Source organism: Cellulomonas sp. SLBN-39 (assembly GCF_006715865.1).
GTDB lineage: Bacteria > Actinomycetota > Actinomycetes > Actinomycetales > Cellulomonadaceae > Cellulomonas.
In genome coordinates this window covers 3,522,820-3,541,426 of the sequence record NZ_VFOA01000001.1, presented here as the reverse complement: position 1 = coordinate 3,541,426, position 18,607 = coordinate 3,522,820, and the positions used below count along the sequence as shown (strand labels likewise).

The 18,607-nt window shown below is 75.8% G+C and carries 17 protein-coding genes; 7 read left to right on the top strand and 10 right to left on the bottom strand.

The window, feature by feature from the left end; genetic code table 11:
- Positions 1-114 precede the first annotated feature (114 nt).
- Genes FBY24_RS16120 through FBY24_RS16105 form a run of 4 tightly spaced genes read right to left on the bottom strand, consistent with a single transcriptional unit; the run spans position 115 to position 3,153 of the window.
- Entirely contained in the window at positions 115-1,308 is a 1,194-nt protein-coding gene (locus FBY24_RS16120; protein ID WP_142162128.1) for a DUF881 domain-containing protein, read from the bottom strand.
- Complete coding sequence (locus tag FBY24_RS16115) at positions 1,305-1,637, bottom strand: small basic family protein (protein WP_140458930.1); 333 nt, start codon at positions 1,635-1,637, stop codon at positions 1,305-1,307. The genes FBY24_RS16120 and FBY24_RS16115 overlap by 4 nt, the downstream gene beginning before the upstream one ends.
- The gene (locus tag FBY24_RS16110; protein ID WP_142162126.1) at positions 1,634-2,590 is read right to left on the bottom strand and encodes a DUF881 domain-containing protein; all 957 of its coding nucleotides are present in this window, start codon (positions 2,588-2,590) and stop codon (positions 1,634-1,636) included. Before FBY24_RS16110 ends, FBY24_RS16115 begins: the two co-directional genes overlap by 4 nt.
- A complete protein-coding gene (locus FBY24_RS16105; RefSeq protein ID WP_142162125.1) occupies positions 2,587-3,153 on the bottom strand; it encodes a CDP-alcohol phosphatidyltransferase family protein in 567 nt (188 codons plus the stop codon). The genes FBY24_RS16110 and FBY24_RS16105 overlap by 4 nt, the downstream gene beginning before the upstream one ends.
- A gap of 113 nt (positions 3,154-3,266) precedes the next feature.
- On the opposite strand from FBY24_RS16105, the gene FBY24_RS16100 reads away from it, so the two are divergent.
- Positions 3,267-3,752: a CoA-binding protein gene (locus tag FBY24_RS16100; RefSeq protein WP_142162123.1), complete on the top strand. Its 486-nt coding sequence runs from the start codon at positions 3,267-3,269 to the stop codon at positions 3,750-3,752.
- A gap of 286 nt (positions 3,753-4,038) precedes the next feature.
- Positions 4,039-5,802, top strand: a complete 1,764-nt coding sequence (locus tag FBY24_RS16095) for a DEAD/DEAH box helicase (protein ID WP_142162121.1) — start codon at positions 4,039-4,041, stop codon at positions 5,800-5,802.
- 101 nt (positions 5,803-5,903) lie between these two features.
- Here the strand turns inward: FBY24_RS16095 and FBY24_RS16090 are convergent, their stop codons facing one another.
- A complete protein-coding gene (locus tag FBY24_RS16090) occupies positions 5,904-8,570 on the bottom strand; it encodes a substrate-binding domain-containing protein (RefSeq protein WP_255432448.1) in 2,667 nt (888 codons plus the stop codon).
- Between the two features lie 164 nt (positions 8,571-8,734).
- On the opposite strand from FBY24_RS16090, the gene FBY24_RS16085 reads away from it, so the two are divergent.
- Both FBY24_RS16085 and FBY24_RS16080 read left to right on the top strand, forming a co-directional pair.
- Entirely contained in the window at positions 8,735-9,796 is a 1,062-nt protein-coding gene (locus tag FBY24_RS16085; RefSeq protein ID WP_255432447.1) for a LacI family DNA-binding transcriptional regulator, read from the top strand.
- Positions 9,797-9,972: 176 nt separating this feature from the next.
- Positions 9,973-11,892, top strand: a complete 1,920-nt coding sequence (locus FBY24_RS16080) for a glycoside hydrolase family 6 protein (RefSeq protein ID WP_255432446.1) — start codon at positions 9,973-9,975, stop codon at positions 11,890-11,892.
- Between the two features lie 129 nt (positions 11,893-12,021).
- Here the strand turns inward: FBY24_RS16080 and FBY24_RS16075 are convergent, their stop codons facing one another.
- Entirely contained in the window at positions 12,022-13,095 is a 1,074-nt protein-coding gene (locus FBY24_RS16075) for a low specificity L-threonine aldolase (protein ID WP_255432445.1), read from the bottom strand.
- Positions 13,096-13,286: 191 nt separating this feature from the next.
- Here FBY24_RS16075 and FBY24_RS16070 point away from each other — a divergent pair, with 191 nt between their 5' ends.
- Positions 13,287-13,781, top strand: a complete 495-nt coding sequence (locus FBY24_RS16070; protein WP_142162113.1) for a DUF6328 family protein — start codon at positions 13,287-13,289, stop codon at positions 13,779-13,781.
- A 28-nt stretch (positions 13,782-13,809) separates the two neighbouring features.
- On the opposite strand, the gene FBY24_RS16065 is transcribed toward FBY24_RS16070, so the two are convergent.
- The 4 genes from FBY24_RS16065 to FBY24_RS16050 all read right to left on the bottom strand — a co-directional run bounded on the left by FBY24_RS16065 (position 13,810) and on the right by FBY24_RS16050 (position 16,657).
- On the bottom strand, positions 13,810-14,211 hold the full coding sequence (locus FBY24_RS16065; RefSeq protein WP_140459212.1) for a Fur family transcriptional regulator: 402 nt from the start codon (positions 14,209-14,211) through the stop codon (positions 13,810-13,812).
- Positions 14,212-14,325: 114 nt separating this feature from the next.
- A complete protein-coding gene (locus FBY24_RS16060; protein WP_140458921.1) occupies positions 14,326-14,607 on the bottom strand; it encodes an HU family DNA-binding protein in 282 nt (93 codons plus the stop codon).
- Positions 14,608-14,738: 131 nt separating this feature from the next.
- The gene (locus FBY24_RS16055; RefSeq protein WP_142162111.1) at positions 14,739-15,791 is read right to left on the bottom strand and encodes a PHP domain-containing protein; all 1,053 of its coding nucleotides are present in this window, start codon (positions 15,789-15,791) and stop codon (positions 14,739-14,741) included.
- Positions 15,788-16,657 (bottom strand): Ku protein, encoded by an 870-nt coding sequence (locus FBY24_RS16050; protein WP_142162109.1) that lies wholly within the window; start codon positions 16,655-16,657, stop codon positions 15,788-15,790. The genes FBY24_RS16055 and FBY24_RS16050 overlap by 4 nt, the downstream gene beginning before the upstream one ends.
- A 117-nt stretch (positions 16,658-16,774) precedes the next feature.
- Between FBY24_RS16050 and FBY24_RS16045 the strand changes: the two genes are divergently transcribed.
- Positions 16,775-17,719 carry a DNA ligase gene (locus tag FBY24_RS16045; RefSeq protein ID WP_142163646.1) on the top strand — a complete coding sequence of 315 codons (945 nt, stop codon included), beginning with the start codon at positions 16,775-16,777 and terminating at the stop codon, positions 17,717-17,719.
- On the top strand, positions 17,716-18,600 hold the full coding sequence (gene ligD, locus FBY24_RS16040) for a non-homologous end-joining DNA ligase (RefSeq protein ID WP_142163645.1): 885 nt from the start codon (positions 17,716-17,718) through the stop codon (positions 18,598-18,600). Before FBY24_RS16045 ends, ligD begins: the two co-directional genes overlap by 4 nt.
- The last annotated feature ends 7 nt before the right edge of the window (positions 18,601-18,607 follow it).

Sequence of the window (18,607 nt, the reverse complement as noted above, 5' to 3'; positions counted from 1 at the left end):
CGGCCTGACGTGCAGCCTGCGCCACGCCGGCCCGGCGGCGTGTCGTGCCATCAGCAGCCCTGCGACGGGTCGAAGACACCCCAGGTCAGGGCAATGGGCGCGGACAGGGAACCGTCAGGAGCCCTCGACCGGCACGGGGGTCGCGTACTGCGGCTCGGGCACGTCCACGACCGCGTCGACCTCGACGTCCTCGAGCTGCTCGACCGATCCGCTGCCGCCGTCGAGGCGCACCGCGGCGATCGCGCCCCCGGGGATCTCCAGCGCCGTGGCCATCGTGTCCGGGTCGCCGATCACCAACCACCGGTAGGGGGGCTCGAGCAGCGCGCCGTCCAGGACGACCTCCCCCGCGACGCCCGTGAACGCGCTGCTCGCCACCACCCGGGTCTCGTTGATCTGGATGGCCTCCGCACCCGCGTTCCGCAGCTCCTCCAGCACGTGCAGCATCGTCACCGGACGGATCGGCCCGCTGGTCTCCGTCAACGTGATCCGCACGCCAGGACCCACGGCCGGCAGCCGCCCCGTGAGGATCCCCTGCGTGGTCGCGTTGCGCCGCGCCGCGTCCAGGGCCGCCTGCTGGCTGTCGGTGCCCGACACCAGGTCGTCGCGCTCCCGCTCGAGCTCCGCCGCCTCGCGGCTGAGCTCGTCGGCGCGGGTCGTGGTCTCGTCGAGCAGCCGCACGAGGTCGTTCTGCCGCAGCGAGCCCAGCTGGGACTCGTCGGACTGGCGCAGCTGGACCACCAGCGCGAACCCCAGCAGTGCGCACAGCGCCGCCGCGAGCAGCTGGCCCCTGCTCGTCGACGGGCGCATGGCACGTCCGAGCGTCGCCCACGCACCGGGCCGCCGCGCGTCGTCGGCCGTGACCACGGGCGGGGCGGCATCCCCGGCGACGCCCGGCGCGGGGACCACGTGCCGGGCGTCGCCCGGGGAGGGGTCCTCCAGGGCGGGATCGTCCGCCGGCAGGGGGCCGTCGACCGAGGAGACGGCTGCCTCGTCCGCGGGTGCGTCGGAGGGTGCCGAGGAGGTGGTCGCACCGACGTGGTCTGGGCGCGCGGGTGCGGCCGAGGGCCCGCCCGGCTCGGCGCCGTCGAGCAGGCCCGGGGCCTCGACGCCCGCGCGGTCCGCCGCCGCCAGGTCGTCGTCCGCCACCGCCCGGTCGTCCGCCGGCGTCACGTCGTCCTGCGGCACCACGTCGTCCTGCGGGTCCACGCCGCGCGCGGCCGCCTCGGCGTCCGCAGGGGCCGTCGCGCCCTCCGGCACCGGTGTCGCGGTGCTCCGGGCGGACGGCTCGTCGGCTGCTGGTCTGGTCATGCCTTGAACAGGTGCCGCCGGATCGAGGCCGCGTTGGAGAAGATCCGGATCCCCAGCACCACGATCACGGCGGTGGTCATCTGCGACCCGACGCCGAGCTGGTCGCCGAGGAAGACGATGAGGGCGGCGACCACCACGTTCGACAGGAACGAGGTGAGGAAGACCCGCTCGTCGAAGATGCCGTCGAGGAAGGCCCGCAGGCCGCCGAAGAGCGCGTCCAGCGCTGCGATGACCGCGATGGGCAGGTAGGGCTGCAGGTCGGCGGGCACCGTCGGCTCGACGAGCAGACCCGCGACGACACCCAGCACGAGGCCGATCACCGCGATCACCGTTGCTCCTGTCCTCCGGGTCGCCCCGACGATGCCACATCGGGCACGGCGGGCCCAAGCCTCGCGGCGGACGGGCTGCCGGTGCCCGTGGGACCGGCGGGCGTCGTCGCCGGCGCGACCTCGGGCGGCCGCGCGTGCCGCAGGACGACCTGGGCGCTCGCAGGCAGCGCGAGGTCGTCGCGCACCGAGACGTCCACGCCGATGCGGTAGCGCTGCTGCAGGGTGGCCAGGTGCTGGCCGGCGGACGTGCGGGCCAGGCCGGTCTGCAGGTCGACGCCGTCACCGACGGCCAGGACGGTGTACGGGCTGCTCAGGGGCGTGAGGTCGACGAGGACGGCGGCACCGGCGGAACGGATGGCCGACGTCGAGGTCAGTCGGGCCCCGTTGATCGAGACGGCCTCCGCGCCCGCGGCCCAGAGCCCGTTGACCAGGACCTGCAGGTCGACGTCCTGCACCCGCAGGTCGGGGTCCTGGGTGTCGACCGTGCCGTCGGTGAGGACCACCTGCAGCCCGGGGCCCTGCACGGGGACGGACCCGGCGGCGACGGCGTCCTGCTGCAGCTCGGCGAGCAGGCCGGGGTCGGCGGAGCGCGCGGCCTCGGTCTGCAGCGCGGAGATCTCGGCGTTGAGGGCGGCGTTGGTGGCGCTCAGGCGCTCGACCTGCGCCCCGCGGGCGAGGATCTGCTCCTCGAGCAGCGTGCGGGCCTCGGTCACGGCGGCGACGGGGCGGCGCAGGGCCACGGCGGCCGCGGTCCCGCCCGCGCCGAGCACGAGGGCCAGCGCGAGCAGACCGCTGGTGGCGGTCAGGGTGCGGCGCGGGGCGAGGCCCGCCTCCTTGCGGCGCGCGGCCTCCTGGTACCCGGGGTCGAGCGGCCGCTCGTAGACGGCGTTGATCAGCGTCATCGACTCGTCGGCGGCCCGCCGGGGCGGGGCGACGACGTGCCGGCGGCTCACGCCGTCCTCGTCCGGGCGCCGAGGACGGAGGCCGCCTGGGCGAGGTACAGGGCACCCGCGAACCAGTACAGGCCGACGCCCCACAGCGCGCACGCCCAGCCGAGCACGCCGGCGACGGCGCCCACCGGGGCGGGCCACTCCGAGAGGAGCAGCAGCGGGAACGCGTACAGCAGCGCGAACGTGCCGGCCTTGCCGGCCATGTGCACCGGCAGCGGGGCGAAGCCCGCGCGGGCCAGGACGACGAGCATCACGGCCAGCACGACGTCACGGACGACGAGGACCAGCACGAGCCACACCGGGACGACGTCGCGCCACGCCAGCGCGAGGAGCGTGACGAGGATGAACAGCCGGTCGGCGGCGGGGTCGAGCATCTGCCCGAGGCGCGTGACCTGGTGCATGCGGCGGGCCAGGACGCCGTCGAGCCAGTCCGACGCGCCCGACGCGGCGACCACGACCAGCGCCCACGCGTCGTGGCCCTGCCCGACGAGGACGGCGAAGACCGGGACGAGCAGCAGCCGCGTCCCGCTGATGATGTTCGGCACCGTGAGCACGCGCGAGCTCATCGTGGCCTCGTCCGTCAACACCCTCCCCCGTCGTCGCCCTGCCCGGATCCTATGCGTCCGTCCCGGGTCCGCCGGCCCAGGCGCGACGGCGCGGCGGGTGGCAGGCTCCCTGCATGACCCGTTCCGCTGCACCGGGGCCGATCGCCCCGGGAGGTGACGCGCCCGCCTCGGGCGCACCCGTGGACGCGCCCGAGGAGGACGTCGACGCCGTCGGCGCGCTGCTCGGCACGCCCGGCACGTGGGCCGTCGTGGGGCTCTCGACCAACCCCGCGCGGGCGGCGCACGGCGTCGCGGCGTACCTGCGGCGGCTGGGGCACGTGGTGGTGCCGGTGCACCCGGACGCGCCGGTCGTGGCCGGGGTCGCCGGCGTGCGCAGGCTCGCGGACCTGCAGGTCAGGCCGGACGTCGTCGACGTGTTCGTCAACAGCGCACGCGCCGGGGCCGTGGTCGACGAGGCGGTCGCGGCCGGTGCGCGCGCGGTGTGGCTGCAGCTGGGCGTGCGCGCCGACGCCGCGGTCGCCCGTGCCCGGGCTGCGGGCGTGGTCGTGGTCGAGGACCGGTGCCCGGCGATCGAGGGGCCGCGGCGCGGCCTCCGCTGACCGGCGCGGTGCCCGGGCCGCGGCGCCGCGGGAGGGCGCGGGCACCGGGGCGCCGCGCGTGTGCCGGACGTCACCCGGGTCCGCACCGCCGCCGGTGCCCGGCCTGCGGCTATGCTGTCCGGCGACCGTAGGAGTTCGTCGCGCCCCCTTCGCGGGCTGCACACAGCAGCCACCGCAGCAGTGGTCGAGCGCACCGTCACAGGTGAGCCGGGTTGGTCAGGGGCAGGGCGACGCACGGGACCACATCGTTGGGCCCGCCTCCCCCGCATCTCACCGAACGGCTTCCATGAGCGACACGCTGCACCCTGCCCTGCCCACCGACGCCCCGGCCGTCCCGGCCGTCGAGGGTCCGACCTTCGCGGACCTGGGCCTGGACCCCGACCTGCTCGACGCCGTCCTCGGCCTCGGCTTCACGACCCCCACCCCGGTGCAGGCCCGCACCATCCCCGCGCTGCTCGGCGGTCGCGACGTCGTCGGCGTCGCGCAGACCGGCACCGGCAAGACCGCCGCGTTCGGGCTGCCCCTGCTGCAGGCCGTGGACGCCGGCGCCGCCGGCGTCCAGGCCCTCGTGCTGACCCCGACGCGCGAGCTCGCCATGCAGGTCGCCGACGCGCTGGAGTCCTTCGCGTCGCACGTCGAGGGCCTGCAGGTCGTCCCCGTGTACGGCGGCTCCCCCTACGTGCCGCAGCAGCGGGCGCTCAAGCGCGGCGCGCAGGTCGTCGTCGGCACCCCCGGCCGCGTGATCGACCACCTCGACCGCGGGTCCCTGCGCCTGGACGGCCTGAAGGTCCTCGTCCTCGACGAGGCCGACGAGATGCTGCGGATGGGCTTCGCGGAGGACGTCGAGCGCGTCCTGCAGTCCTCGCCCGAGCGTCGGCAGGTCGCGCTGTTCTCGGCCACCATGCCGGACCAGATCCGTCGCGTCGCCGCCCGACACCTGTCGAACCCCGTCGAGGTGTCCGTCACCCGGCAGTCCTCGACCGTCACCGCGGTCAAGCAGTCGTACGCGGTGGTCCCCCACCAGCACAAGACGGCGGCGCTGCAGCGCGTCCTGGCGATCACCGACGCCCCCGCGACGATCGTGTTCGTGCGGACCCGCGAGGCGGCCGAGGAGGTCGGGCACGCGCTGGTCCGGCACGGCGTGGCCGCGGCGCACATCTCCGGCGACGTCGCCCAGTCCGACCGTGAGCGCATCGTCGAGCGGCTGCGCGGCGGCTCGCTCGACGTGCTCGTGGCCACGGACGTCGCGGCCCGCGGCCTCGACGTCGAGCGCATCGGGCTCGTGGTCAACATGGACCTGCCGCGCGAGGCGGAGGCGTACGTCCACCGCATCGGGCGCACCGGTCGTGCCGGTCGCACGGGCGAGGCGCTGACGTTCGTCACGCCGAGCGAGCGGGGCCGGCTGCGGAACATCGAGCGCACGATCCGCACCAGCCTCGTCGAGGCGACCCTGCCGACGCCCGCCCAGGTCGCGTCGCACCAGGTCGAGCGTCTGCTGGCGCGCACCCCGGAGCGTCTGGGCGCCGACCTGCGCGTGCAGCGTGACGCCGTCGCTGCCCACCTGGCGGCGAACCCCGAGCTGGACGTGACCGACCTGCTCGCGGCGGTCCTCGCGATCGCCGTCGGCGGCGACAAGCCGGCCGGCGACGACCTCGACGACGCGCTGGTGCGCGCCCGGCACGAGTCGACGCACCGCGCGTCGGAGGTGCGTGCCGGTGGTCCGCGTCGGCGTCCGACCTCGAACGGTCCGAGCGGGCGGGCGCGGTACCGCGTCGCCGTCGGTCACCGTGACGGCCTCCAGCCGGGCGCCCTGGTCGGTGCGCTGACCGGTGAGGGCGGCCTGAACGGCAAGGACGTCGGCAAGATCGACATCTTCGGCAGCTTCGCGCTCGTCGACATCCCGTCCGGGCTGACGCCGGAGGCGTTCGAGAAGCTCGCGCAGACCCGGGTCGCGGGTCGTCCGCTGCGGATCCGTGAGGACACGGGCCCGCGTGGCGAGCGCGAGCCCCGGGCGGGTCGCCCGGAGGTCGGCAGCCGCCCGCACCGCTGACCCCCGGGGGCGCCCAGGGGCACCCACGTCACGGCCGGTCCGACGCTCGTCGTCGGGCCGGCCGTCGTGCGTGGTCCGACGACGGCCGTCGGACGGTGGTCTCAGCGGTGCAGGGCGGCCCGGGCCCGGTCGGCCGCGCTCTGGCCGCGCAGCAGCACGATGTCGGCCTCCCGCAGGACGTCGGCGGGGGTCTGCAGGTGCCGCACGCTCGGCAGGGTCCCGACCGCGACCCGCGACCCGAACTCCCGCCGCAGCCCGGAGAGCAGGTCGGCGACGCGTTCGGGCAGGCCGGTCGTGACGTCGTCGACGAGGACGGCGAAGTCGTCCTCACCGATGCGGGCCGTGGTGTCGCCCTCGCGCAGGGGGCGGCGCAGCTGCCGCACGACCTCACGGTGGACGTCCAGGTGCTGGGCGTCGGCGCGGTGCCCGACGTCGGGGTCGCGGGGCGCGGGCAGCCGGCCCGCGGGTGCGGGCAGCACCCGCACCACCGCCACGGCGCAGTCGTACGCGGGCGAGCGGCGGGTGCGCAGCAGCGCGGCCCCGAGGCGGTCGAGGAACAGCAGGCGGTTGACGAGGCCCGTCTCGGGGTCGTGCAGGGCGTCGCGCTGCAGCGCGATCTCCGCCTCCTTGCGCTCGGTCACGTCGACGAGCGTGCCGACGAGGCGGGCCGGGCAGCCGGCGTCGTCGAGCACGGTGACGGCGCGGCACATCATCCACCGGTAGTCGCCGGTCCACGTGCGGACACGGTGCTCGAGCTCCAGCGGCGTGCCGCACCCGGCGAGCTGGGCGGCGATCGCCGCGGACACCTCGTCGCGGTCGGCCGGGTGGACGCGCTCGAGCCACTCGGCGGGGCGGTCCCCGATCACGTCGTCGGCGTAGCCGAGGGTCTGCTTCCACCGCGGCGAGTAGTAGACGGTGCCGGCGGACACGTCCCAGTCCCAGGTGCCGTCGTGCGCGGCCATCGACGCCAGCGCGTACCGCTCCTCGCTCTCGCGCAGCGTGTCGGCGAGGGACCGTTCGCGGGCCGCGGCCTGCTCGAGCGCCTTGCGCTGCTCGCGCAGCGACGCCAGCAGCCGCTCCTGGTCGAGCGCCACGGCCAGGAGCGCCGCCCAGTGGTTGAAGCGGTCCCGTGGCTGCGTGGCGCGCGTCTCGACGGTCCCGTCGATCGCGAGCAGGCCCCAGTCCCCGCCGCCGAAGGTGACGGGGACGACGAACGTGAGCTCGTTGGTGCCGACGGCGCCCGCACGCGTGAGGGCGGCGGGCGGGAACTGGCTGGCGGTGGTCCGCACGCCCACGAGCCGGGCGAGGGTCCCGGACGTGTCGTGGACGCCGACGACCTCGATCTCGCGGTCGCCGGGCCCCCGGTCCGTGCCGACCCACAGGCCCAGGCACGCGTGGCCGCGGATGCCGCGGGGCAGCCAGCCGAGGGCGCGCGGGCTGGCGTCGCCGCGCAGCAGGTCCATGTCGACCTCGTACTGGTCGACGATGGTCCGTTCGAGCTGGCCGCTGCGCGCGAGCATGGCCCGGGTGGCGCCCTTCGTCACGGCCAGCAGGACGTCGGTCACCGTGCGGTGCACGGCCTCGGCGTGCCGGGCGGGCGGCGCGGGCTGCGCTGCGGTGAGGTCCTGCTCGACGGCCCGCAGGGTCGCCACGACCTGCTCGAGGGCCTCGGGGTGCGGCTGCAGGGCGGCGGTGAGGTCCGCGAGGCGCCCGAGGACCGCCCCGGGTGCGGCGGTGCCCCGCTCGGCGGCGGCCTCGAGCGGTTCGCACAGGGCGCGCCACCAGGCCTCACGCGGGTCCTGGCCGGTCGGCCGGCGGGTGCCGCCGGTGCCGACGGGCCCGGCGAACGCGGCGTCGGCGAGGCGCCGCACGCGCGCCGTCCAGCCCTGGTCGTCGGGGTCGGCGCCGGCGTGGCGGGCGACCTCGGTGCACCCGCAGGACTCGCGCAGCACCAGGCCGGCGGGCACGCGGTGCTCGCCGGGGGCCACGTCGTCGCCGTGCAGGCGCGCCAGCAGCAGCTCGACGGCGAGCTCCCCGACCCGTCCGTAGTGCGCGTCGACCGTGGAGAGCCGCGGTGTGACGCGGGCACCGGAGTCGGCATGGTCGAACCCGACGACGGCCTGGTCGCGCGGGAGGACCAGGCCGTGCGACCGCAGCGCCCGGATCAGGCCGATCGCGTTGCGGTCGGTCGCGGCCACGACGGCGGTCGTGGGGACGCCGGCGGCGAGCATGCGCGCCGCGGCGTCGGCGCCGCCCTGCTCCTGGTTGTCCGACGCCTCGTACCACCAGGCGTCGGGCGCGTCGATGCCGTGCGCGGCCATCGCGGCCCGGTACGCCTCGTACCGCTCGCGCATGTCGCGCTGCCCGAGGTGCCCGACGAAGCCGATCGCCCGGTGCCCGTGCTCGAGGAGGTGGTCGATCGCGGCGCGGACGCCGCCGTCGTTGTCGGGCACGACGACGGGGTCGTCGGGGTGCGCGGGGTCCTCGGACACCAGGACGACGGGGATCCCCCACTCGCGGACCGCGGCGAGGCGTTCGCCCGACAGGGCCCGGGCGACGACGACGAGGCCGTCGACCGCGCCCAGCGCGACGGGCGTGTCGAGCACCGACCCGTCGGGGTAGCGCTCGCGGTCCAGGCCCGCGGGGTAGGTCTGCACGGCGACGACACGGTGCCCGGCGGCGCGTGCCGCACGGGCGACGCCCCCGATCAGCGCGCCGAAGTAGAACCCGCCCACCACGGGCGAGAGCACACCGATGGTGCGGCGCACGGCCGGTGGTGCACCCCGTCGGACAGTCCCCATGACTCTCCCCTCGGCCACGTCGTCGGAGTCGAGATGATGCGCGTCACCCACATCGGGCGCAAGACTAGGCGATCGTGGTCACTCCTGCACATGACAGCGGCAAAGGCGCCTCCTCTCCGCCGGTCCCCCCGGTGACGTCCCCCGTGCCCGTGGTCACGGGGTCGCACCCGGCGGTCGCGGCGCGCCGGCCGACCATCACCGACGTGGCACGTGCGGCGGGGGTGTCGATCGCCGTCGTGTCCTACGCCCTCAACGGCCGCCCGGGGGTCTCGGCGGCCACCCGGGAACGGGTGCTGCGGGTCGCCGACGAGTTCGGGTGGCGGCCCAGCGCCGCGGCCCGCTCGATGCGGACCGGGCCGCGCGCCGTGGGTCTGGTCGTCGACCGGGGCCCGTCCGGGACGGCCGGGCGGGCGGGTCAGGTCCTCGAGCTCGTCGACGCGCTGCAGCACGTCCTCGCGACACGCTCCCTGGCCCTGGTGCTGCAGGTCGTCGACGACGTCGACGCCGCCGTCGCGCTGTACGCGCAGTGGTGGGCCGAACGGCGCTTCGACGTCATGGTCGTCACGGACGTGCGCACGCAGGACCCCCGGGTCGACGCGCTGCGCCGTCTGCGCGTGCCGTCCGTGGTGCTTGGCGGGACCAGCCCGGGCGGGGAGGTCGCGGCGGTCGGCGTCGACGACGAGGACGCCGCCGCTCGGGTGGGCCGGTACCTCGTCGAGCTGGGGCACCGGCACGTCGCCGCCGTCACGGCCCCTGCAGGCCTCGACCGCACGCGCGCCCGGGTCGCCGGCCTCGGACGGACCGTCGCGGCGGCCGGCGGCACGTTCACGCACCGGGCCACGGCCGGGACGCCGGAGGAGGCCGCGGCCGCGTGCCGGCGCCTGCTGACGGACCCGCGGCCCCCGACGGCGGTGATGCTGGACTCGGACCAGATGGCCGTCGCGGCGCTCGACGTCGCGCGTCGGACGGGCCTGGCGGTGCCGTGGGACCTGTCGGTCGTGGCGATGGCCGACTCGGCGTTGTGCCGGCTGGCGACACCGTCGATCACCGCTCTCCCGGCGGTGGCCGAGGAGGCGGGGACGGCGGTCGGCGAGGCGGTGCTCGCGCTGCTGGACGGGTCGGGGCAGCGGACGTGGAGGGTCGAGCCCGGCGGGCTGGCGGTCCGCGGCAGCACGGGTCCGCGCTCGCGCTGAGCCGGCGCGGGCGTTGGTCACGATCCGGTAACGGGCCGTTCCCTAAACGTTTCGAGGACGTTCGCGGTGCGGGGCGTGCGTGATGGATTCGCGTCGGACGCCGGGGTCCCGACCTCGGCGCCACGCACCCGTGCCGCCGAGGGCCGGGATGCACCGAGACGAACCGGAGGACGATGGTGTCCACGAACCGTACGAGAACGGGCGGGCAGCGCTGGCGCGCCGCTGCGACCGTCGCGACCGCCGCAGCGGTGGTCGCGGTCCCCCTGGCGCTGGCGAGCACGTCCGCGAGCGCCGCCGAGCCCCATGTCGACAACCCCTACGCGGGGGCGACGCAGTACGTGAACCCGACGTGGTCGGCGACGGTCCAGGACGCGGCGTCGCGTGCGGGTGACGCGACGCTGGCCGGGCGGATGCGCACGGTCGCGAACCAGCCGACCGCGGTGTGGATGGACCGGATCAGCGCGATCACGGGCAACGCCGACGGCAACGGTCTGCGGTTCCACCTGGACGAGGCGCTGGAGCAGAAGCAGGCGGGCACGCCGCTGGTGTTCAACCTGGTGATCTACAACCTGCCGGGTCGTGACTGCTACGCGCTGGCGTCCAACGGTGAGCTGCCGGCGACGGCGGCGGGTCTGACGCGGTACCAGACGGAGTACATCGACCCGATCGTGGACATCCTGTCGGAGCCGAAGTACGCGGATCTGCGGATCGCGGCGACGATCGAGCCGGACTCGCTGCCGAACCTGGTGACGAACATCGGTGAGCAGGCGTGCCAGCAGTCGGCCCCGTTCTACCGGGCCGGTGTGAAGTACGCGCTGGACGAGCTGAAGACGATGTCGAACGTGTACACGTACGTCGACGCGGCGCACTCGGGCTGGCTGGGCTGGGACTCCAACGCCGGTCCGGCGGCGAAGCTGTTCGCCGAGGTCGCGCGCAGCACGCGGCTGGGGTTCGCGTCGATCGACGGGTTCGTCACCAACACGGCGAACACGACGCCGCTGGCGGAGCCGTTCCTGACGGACCCGAACAAGCAGGTCGGCGGTGCTCCGGTGCGGTCGTCGTCGTTCTACGAGTGGAACTCGGACTTCGGCGAGCTGGCGTGGACGGCGCACCTGCACCGTCTGCTGGTCGCGGAGGGCTTCCCGGCGAGCACGGGCATGCTCATCGACACGTCCCGCAACGGGTGGGGCGGACCGGCACGGCCGACGGCCGCGGCGACGAGCACGAACCTGAACACGTACGTGAACGAGTCGCGGATCGACCGTCGTGTGCACCGCGGCGCGTGGTGCAACCCGCTGGGTGCGGGCATCGGCGAGCTGCCGCGTGCGACGCCCGCCGGCGTGCCGGCTGACGCGCACCTGGACGCCTACGTGTGGATCAAGCCTCCGGGCGAGTCGGACGGGGCCTCGAAGGAGATCCCGAACGACCAGGGCAAGAGCTTCGACCGGATGTGCGACCCGACGTTCGTGTCGCCGAAGCTGGCGAACCAGCTGACGGGTGCGACGCCTGACGCGCCGCTGGCCGGGCAGTGGTTCGACACGCAGTTCACGACGCTGGTGCGCAACGCGTACCCGGTGATCCCGGTCAACGGCACGAACCCGACGCCCACGCCGACGCCGACGGTCACCCCGACGCCGACGCCGACCGTGACGCCCACGCCGACGCCGACGCCCACGCCGACGCCGACGCCCACGCCGACGCCGACGCCGACGGTCACCCCGACCCCGACCCCGACGCCGACGCCGACCGTGACGCCCACGCCGACGCCCACGTCGCAGGGTGCGTGCCGGGTGGCGTACTCGCAGAGCAGCTGGAACTCCGGCTTCTCGGCGAACGTGAAGATCACGAACACCGGGACGAGCGCGCTCAGCGGCTGGACCTTGCGGTTCACGCTGGCGAGCGGGCAGGCGGTCACGCAGGGCTGGAGCGCGACGTGGGCGCAGTCCGGTGCGGCCGTGACGGCGACGAACGCCGCGTGGAACGGGTCGCTGGCGCCGGGGGCGTCGGTGGACGTGGGCTTCAACGGCTCGCACACCGGCACCACGACCGCTCCGACGGCGTTCACGCTGAACGGTGCGACCTGCACGGTGGGCTGACGCCTGCTGCCGGGTGACCCCCGGCACGTGCAGCACGGCCCCGTGGGGCCCGTCCGGGACGACCGGGCGGGCCCCACGGGCGTTCGGGGCGCGGTCACCGGTCGGTGCCGGCGCCCCGGGGCCGTGGTCTCAGCCGGCGGCGGGCACCACCGCGCCGTGGGTGCGCACCGACGAGGTCAGGGCGGTGCAGAACGCGTCGACGTCGTCGGGCGTGGTGTCGAACGCGCACATCAGCCGCACCGTGCTCGTCGCCCGGTCCCAGTCGTAGAACCGCCACGTGGCGCGCAGGTCGGCGGCCACCGGTGCGGGCATCTGCACGAACACGGCGTTGGACTGCGTGGGCAGGGTGGTGACGAGCCCGGCGGCGTCGACGCCGGCGCGCAGACGGTCCGCCATGGCGTTCGCGTGCCGCGCGCACCGCAGCCACAGGTCGCCCTCGTACAGCGCGATCAGCTGCGCGGACACGAACCGGGCCTTGGACGCCAGCTGCATGCTCTGCTTGCGCAGCAGGTCCACGCCCGGCACCCGGTCGGGGTCGAGGACGACGACGGCCTCGCCGAGGAGCATCCCGTTCTTGGTCCCGCCGAGGGACACGACGTCGACGCCGACGTCGGTGGTCAGCTCGGCGAGCGTGGCGTCGAGCCGCGCGGCGGCGTTCGACAGGCGGGCCCCGTCGACGTGGACGGCCATGCCGAGCGCGTGCGCACGGTCCGCGACGGCCCGGACCTGCTCGGGGGTGTACACGGTGCCGAGCTCGGTGGACTGGGTCAGGGACACCACGCACGGCTGGGCGCGGTGCACGTCGCCGATGGTCCAGGCGAAGCGGTCGAGGTCCGCGGGGGTCAGGCGCCCGTCGGTGGTGGGGACGGCGAGGAGCTTGAGCCCGCCGACGCGCTCGGGGGCGGCGTTCTCGTCGTTGTGGACGTGGGCCTGCTCGGTGCAGACCACGGCGCCCCACCGCGGTGACGCGGCCTGCAGCGCCACGACGTTCGCGCCGGTGCCGTTGAGGACGGGGAACGCGCTCGCGGTCGGGCCGAAGTGTGCGGCGGTGACGTCCTGCAGGTGCGCGGTCCAGGGGTCGTCGCCGTACGCGGGGGCGTGCCCGACGTTGGCGGCCGCGACGGCGGCGAGGACGTCGGGGTGCGCGCCGGCGTAGTTGTCGGACGCGAAGTGGCGGGCGGAGGTGGGCGGGGGCACGGTCACGGGTCCCAGTATCGGGCAGGGGGCCGGTCGTCCCGGTGGCGTCGCAGGGCCGCCGGGCGATGGGCGGGCGGGGGTTCGGGCAGGGCGTCGGTGCAGGTGCGGACCGTGGGGGCAGGCGGCATGATCCGTGCAGCCCCGCCGCCGGGCGGGCACGGCACGGGCGTGCGCGCCCCGGGAGGAGACGGCCCCGCATGGGCGAGCAGCCGCAGCACCACGACCCGTCGCACGGTCGCGACGAGTCGTCCGCCGAGCGCATGGACCGCAACTGGGAGGAGCTGCTGCAGGAGCTGCGGGTGACGCAGACGGGCACGCAGATCCTCACCGGGTTCCTGCTGACGCTGCCGTTCCAGCAGCGGTTCTCCGACCTCGACACCCACCAGGTGCGCCTGTACCTCGTGCTGGTGGTGCTGGCGTCGGTCGCGACGGTGCTGATCGTGACGCCGGTGAGCCTGCACCGGCTGCTGTTCCGCCGGGGGTTGAAGGCCGAGCTCGTCGACGCCGCGCACGCGTTCGCCCGGGCGGGTCTGGGGGCGCTCGCGCTGGTGCTGATCGGTGCGGCGATGCTGCTGTTCGACGTGGTGGTCTCGCGCCCGGCCGGGTGGACGGTCGCCGCGGGGCTCGCGCTGCTGGTGGTCCTCGCGTGGGTGGCGGTGCCGCACGTCATCGTGCGTCGCTCGCGGGGCTGACTCCCCCGCCGGGCCCCGGGTGCGGGTCTCAGGCCTGCGCGGCCCGGCAGGTCGCGCAGGTGCCGACCAGCTCGATGGTGTGCTCGACGTCGCCGTACCCGTGGGCGGCCGCGACCTGCGCGGCCCACGCCTCGGCGTTCGGTCCGTCGATCTCCACCGCGGCACCGCAGGAGCGGCACACCAGGTGGTGGTGGTGGCGGGACACCGCGCACCGGCGGTACACGGCCTCACCGTCGGCGGTCCGCAGGACGTCGACGTCCCCCGACCCGGCGAGGTTCTGCATGGCCCGGTACACCGTGGCCAGGCCCACGCTGGATCCGCGGTCCCGCAGGATCTCGTGCAGCTGCTGCGCGGACCGGAACTCCTCGAGCTCGTCGAGGAGGTCGACGATCTCCGCGCGCTGGCGGGTGCGTCGCTGCACGACGGCCATGGTCACCTCCGGTGCGGTCACCGGCCCGCCCGGGCCGGACCGCTGTCGAGAACTGCTCCCAGCAGGATACGTGACGCGCCCGGGCGGTCGCCCGGGCGCGTCACGCACGTCAGGTCAGCCCTGGACGGCGCGCTTGAGCGTGCTGCCCGCGGTGATCTTCACGCGGTGGCCCGCGGGGATCTCGATCTTCTCGCCCGTCTGCGGGTTCACACCCGTGCGAGCGGCACGCTCGGCGCGCGCGAAGGCGATGAAGCCCGGCAGAGACACGTCGTTGCCGGCGGCGAGCTGCTCGACGAGCACCTCCTGGAAGGCCTTGAGGGCCTTGTCGGTGTCGGCGTTGGACAGCCCGGCCTTCGCCGCGACGGCCTGGACGAGCTCGGTGCGGTTGACGCTCACGAGTGGTGTGCTCCTTGTCGTTCGGTTGCTGCCGGCCCGGCGACCCGGGACGGCGTCGTACGGGGCTCGGCCCGACGCACGGTGCCAGACCCTAGCCCCACAACCGCGATGATGCTGCGTCAGCGCACCGGTCACCTGCCCCGACGCCCCCGGGCACGGACCCGTTCGGCGGTCCACGTGGTGATCACCCGCTCCGCCGGCACCCCGTGCGCGGCCACCCGCTCGCACCCCGTCCACGTCCAGTCCAGCTGCCCCGGCGCGTGCGCGTCGGAGTCGATGCTCAGCTCGCACCCGACCTCGACGGCGATCGCCAGCAGCGCGTGCGGGGGGTCGAGCCGGTCCGGGCGGCAGTTGACCTCGACCGCCACGCCGTGCTCCGCGCAGGCCTCGAACACCGCCCGGGCGTCGAACTGGCTCGGCGGGCGCGACCGGCCCGTGACCTGCCGGCCGGTGCAGTGCCCGAGCACGTCGGTGCGCGGGTCCGCCACGGCCCGCAGCAGGCGGCGCGTCATCGCCGGGGCGTCCATCCGCAGCTGGGAGTGGACCGACGCGACGACGACGTCCAGCTCGTCGAGCAGATCGGGGTCCTGGTCGAGGGTGCCGTCGTCGAGGACGTCGACCTCGATGCCCGTGAGCACGTCGAACGGCGCCACCGCCCCCGCCAGCGCACGGACCTGCGCCACCTGCGCGCGCAGCCGCGCCGCGGACAGCCCGTTCGCGACCCGCAGCCGCGGCGAGTGGTCCGTGACCGCCAGGTACTCACGACCCAGGCCCATCGCGGCCAGCACCATCTCCTGCACCGACGTCGACCCGTCGGACGCCTCCGAGTGCGCGTGCAGGTCCCCCCGCAGCGCCCGGTGCAGCGCGACGGCGCCCGGGTCCGTGCGGGCGGCGTCCACCGCCGCGGCCTGCTCCTCCAGCTCCACCAGCGTCGGCACCGGCTCCCCCGCCCACACGCGTGCCACGACGTCCGCGGTGCGCGCACCCACGGACGGCAGGTCCGTCACCGACCCCGCCGCCACCAGCGACCCCAGCCGTGCCGCGTCGGTGCCCTCCACGACCGTCGCCGCCGTCCGGTACGCCTGGCACCGGTAGCTCGACGCCTGCGCCCGCTCCAGCAGGAACGCCGCACGCCGCAGCGCCGCGACGGCACGCTCGCGCCGGTCCTCGTCGCCCCCGTTCACCGGGCCGTCGCCGCCGGCGCCTCGTCCCGTCCGCCGTCCTCCCCGCCACCCTGCGCCCCGCCCTCACGCGCCGACCGCGCACGGTCGACGCTGCGCTGCAGCGCCGCCAGCAGGTCCACGACCTGCGCGCCCTCGCCCTCGCCACCGGCGTCCTCCTGACCCGCCGGCGCCGGCGCCGACCGGGTGTCCCCCGACGACACCTTCGTCTCGATGAGCTCCTCCAGCGCCGCCGCGTACGCGTCCTCGTACTGCGAGGGGTCGAAGTCCCCCGCCAACGACTCCACCAGCGACGACGCCATCGTCAGCTCCTGCGGGCGCACCGTCACGTCCTCGTCCAGCACCGGGAAGTCCGCCTCGCGCACCTCGTCCGGCCACAGCAGCGTCTGCAGGCAGATCACCTTGTCCCGCACCCGCAGCACCGCCATCGCCTCCCGCTGCCGGATCGCGACCTTCACCACCGCCACCCGGTCCGTGGCCTCCAGCGCCCCCCGCAGCAGCGCGTACGGCTTGGCCGCGGACCGCTCCGGCTCCAGGTAGTACGTCTTCTGGAGCATCACCGGGTCCACCTGCTCCGCCGGCACGAACTCCAGGACGTCGATCTCCCGCTCCGTCGACAGCGGCAGCCCCGCCAGGTCGTCGTCGTCGAGGACCACCAGCTCACCGTCCCCGGTCTCGTAGCCCTTGGCCACGTCCGACCACTCGACGGTCTCACCGCACACCGAGCAGACCTTCCGGTACCGGATCCGCCCGCCGTCGTCGCGGTGCACCTGGTGCAGACGCACCTCGTGCTCCCCCGTCGCCGCGTACAGCCGCACCGGCACGTTCACCAGCCCGAACGCCACCGCGCCCTTCCAGATCGCCCGCACGCGCGCCTCCCCGCCCCGCCCCGGCGGGCGCACCGGCCCCGCCCGCCACGCGGACCTGGCCCCGCCGCTGCCCGCGACCGGCGCACCCCTTCCCGGCAGGATGGACCCGTGCAGCCCATGCTCGCCACCGCGGCACCACCGCCCGGCCGCCCGCCCGCGGGCCCGGGCTGGGCCCACGAGGTGAAGTGGGACGGCGTACGCGCCCTGGTGACCCTGCACGACGGCACCTGGCGCCTGACCGCCCGCACCGGCCGCGACACCACCGTCGCCTACCCCGAGCTCGCGCCGTTGGCCGCCGTGCCCGCGCTCGCGGGCGGCACCGTCCTGGACGGCGAGGTCGTCCTGCTCGCCGACGGCCGACCCTCGTTCACGGCGCTCGCGGACCGCATGCACGTCCGTGACGCCCGACGGGCGGCGGCGCTGGCCGCGGTCCGGCCGGTGGCGCTCGTGGTGTTCGACGTGCTGCGTCACGACGGGCAGGACCTGACGGGCGTTCCGTTCGCCCGGCGCCGGGAGGTGCTCGACGCCGTGGCTCCCGACCTGCCGGGCACGGTGCACGTCTCGCCGCTGTACGACGACGGTGCGGCCCTGTGGGACGCGACCGCGCAGCAGGGGCTGGAGGGTGTGGTGTCCAAGCGGGTGGCGTCGCCGTACCGGCCGGGGGTGCGGTCGCCGGACTGGGTCAAGGCCCCGCACCGGCACGTGCGCACGGCGCTGGTCGCGGGGTGGCGGCCGGAGTCGACGGGGACGGGGCGGCTGGGCGCGGTGCTGCTGGTCGCCCCGGACGCGTCGGGGGCGCTGCGGTACCTGGGGCGCGCCGGCTCGGGCCTGGGCGGGCCGGTCGGCCGTGACCTGGACGGGCGGCTGCGGCACGCCCCCGCGGCGCGGTGCCCGGTGGCGGACCCGGTGCCGGCCGTCGACGCCCGCGGCACGGTGTGGGTGGCGCCCGACGTGGCGGTGGACGTGCGGTACCTGACCCGGACCCCGTCGGGGCGGCTGCGCCAGCCCGTGGTCCTGGGCGCGCGCACCGACACCGACGTCGACCCGTGGGAGTCCCGGTGAACCCGCAGCCGGCCGGGCAGACCCTGGACGTCGACGGCGTGCCGGTGCGGGTCACGCACCTCGACAAGGTCCTGTACCCGTCGGGGTTCACGAAGGCCGAGGTGATCGACTACGTCGTGCAGGTCGCGCCGGCCCTGCTGCGCCAGCTGCACGACCGCCCGGTGACGCGGGTCCGGTGGCCGCACGGCACGGGCGGGCCCCGGTTCTTCGAGAAGAACGTGCCCCGGGGCGCCCCGCCCTGGCTGCGGCACCACCGGCTGCCGGCCTCGCCGGGCACCGACGACGAGGGCACGACACTGGACCTGCCCGTGCTGGACTCCCTGCCGGGGCTGGTGTGGGCCGCGAACGCGTCCGCCCTGGAGCTGCACACCCCGCAGTGGAGCGTCGACGCCGCCGGGCACGTGCGCGACGTGGACCGCCTCGTCGTGGACCTCGACCCCGGCCCGGGTGCGGACCTGGCCGCGTGCGCGCGCGTCGCGCACCTCGTCGCGGACCGGCTGCGTACCGACGGGCTGACCCGCACGGTCCCCGTGACGTCCGGCTCGAAAGGCATGCAGCTGTACGCGCCGCTGCCCGCCCGCCGCCCGGCCGTCGACGTGCGCGCCTACGCCCGCACCCTCGCCCACGACCTCGCAGCCGCGCACCCGGGCCTCGTCGTGGCCGTCATGCGCAAGGACGTGCGCGGCGGCAGGGTCCTGCTGGACTGGTCGCAGAACCACCCCGCCAAGACCACCATCACGCCGTGGTCGCTGCGCGGCCGCGACCGCCCGACGGTCGCCGCGCCCCGCCGGTGGGACGAGATCGGGCCCGACCTGGCCCAGCTGGACGCGGCGCAGGCGGTCGCGCGCCTGGCCGCCGAGGGCGACCCGTTCGACGCCTGAGGCCCCG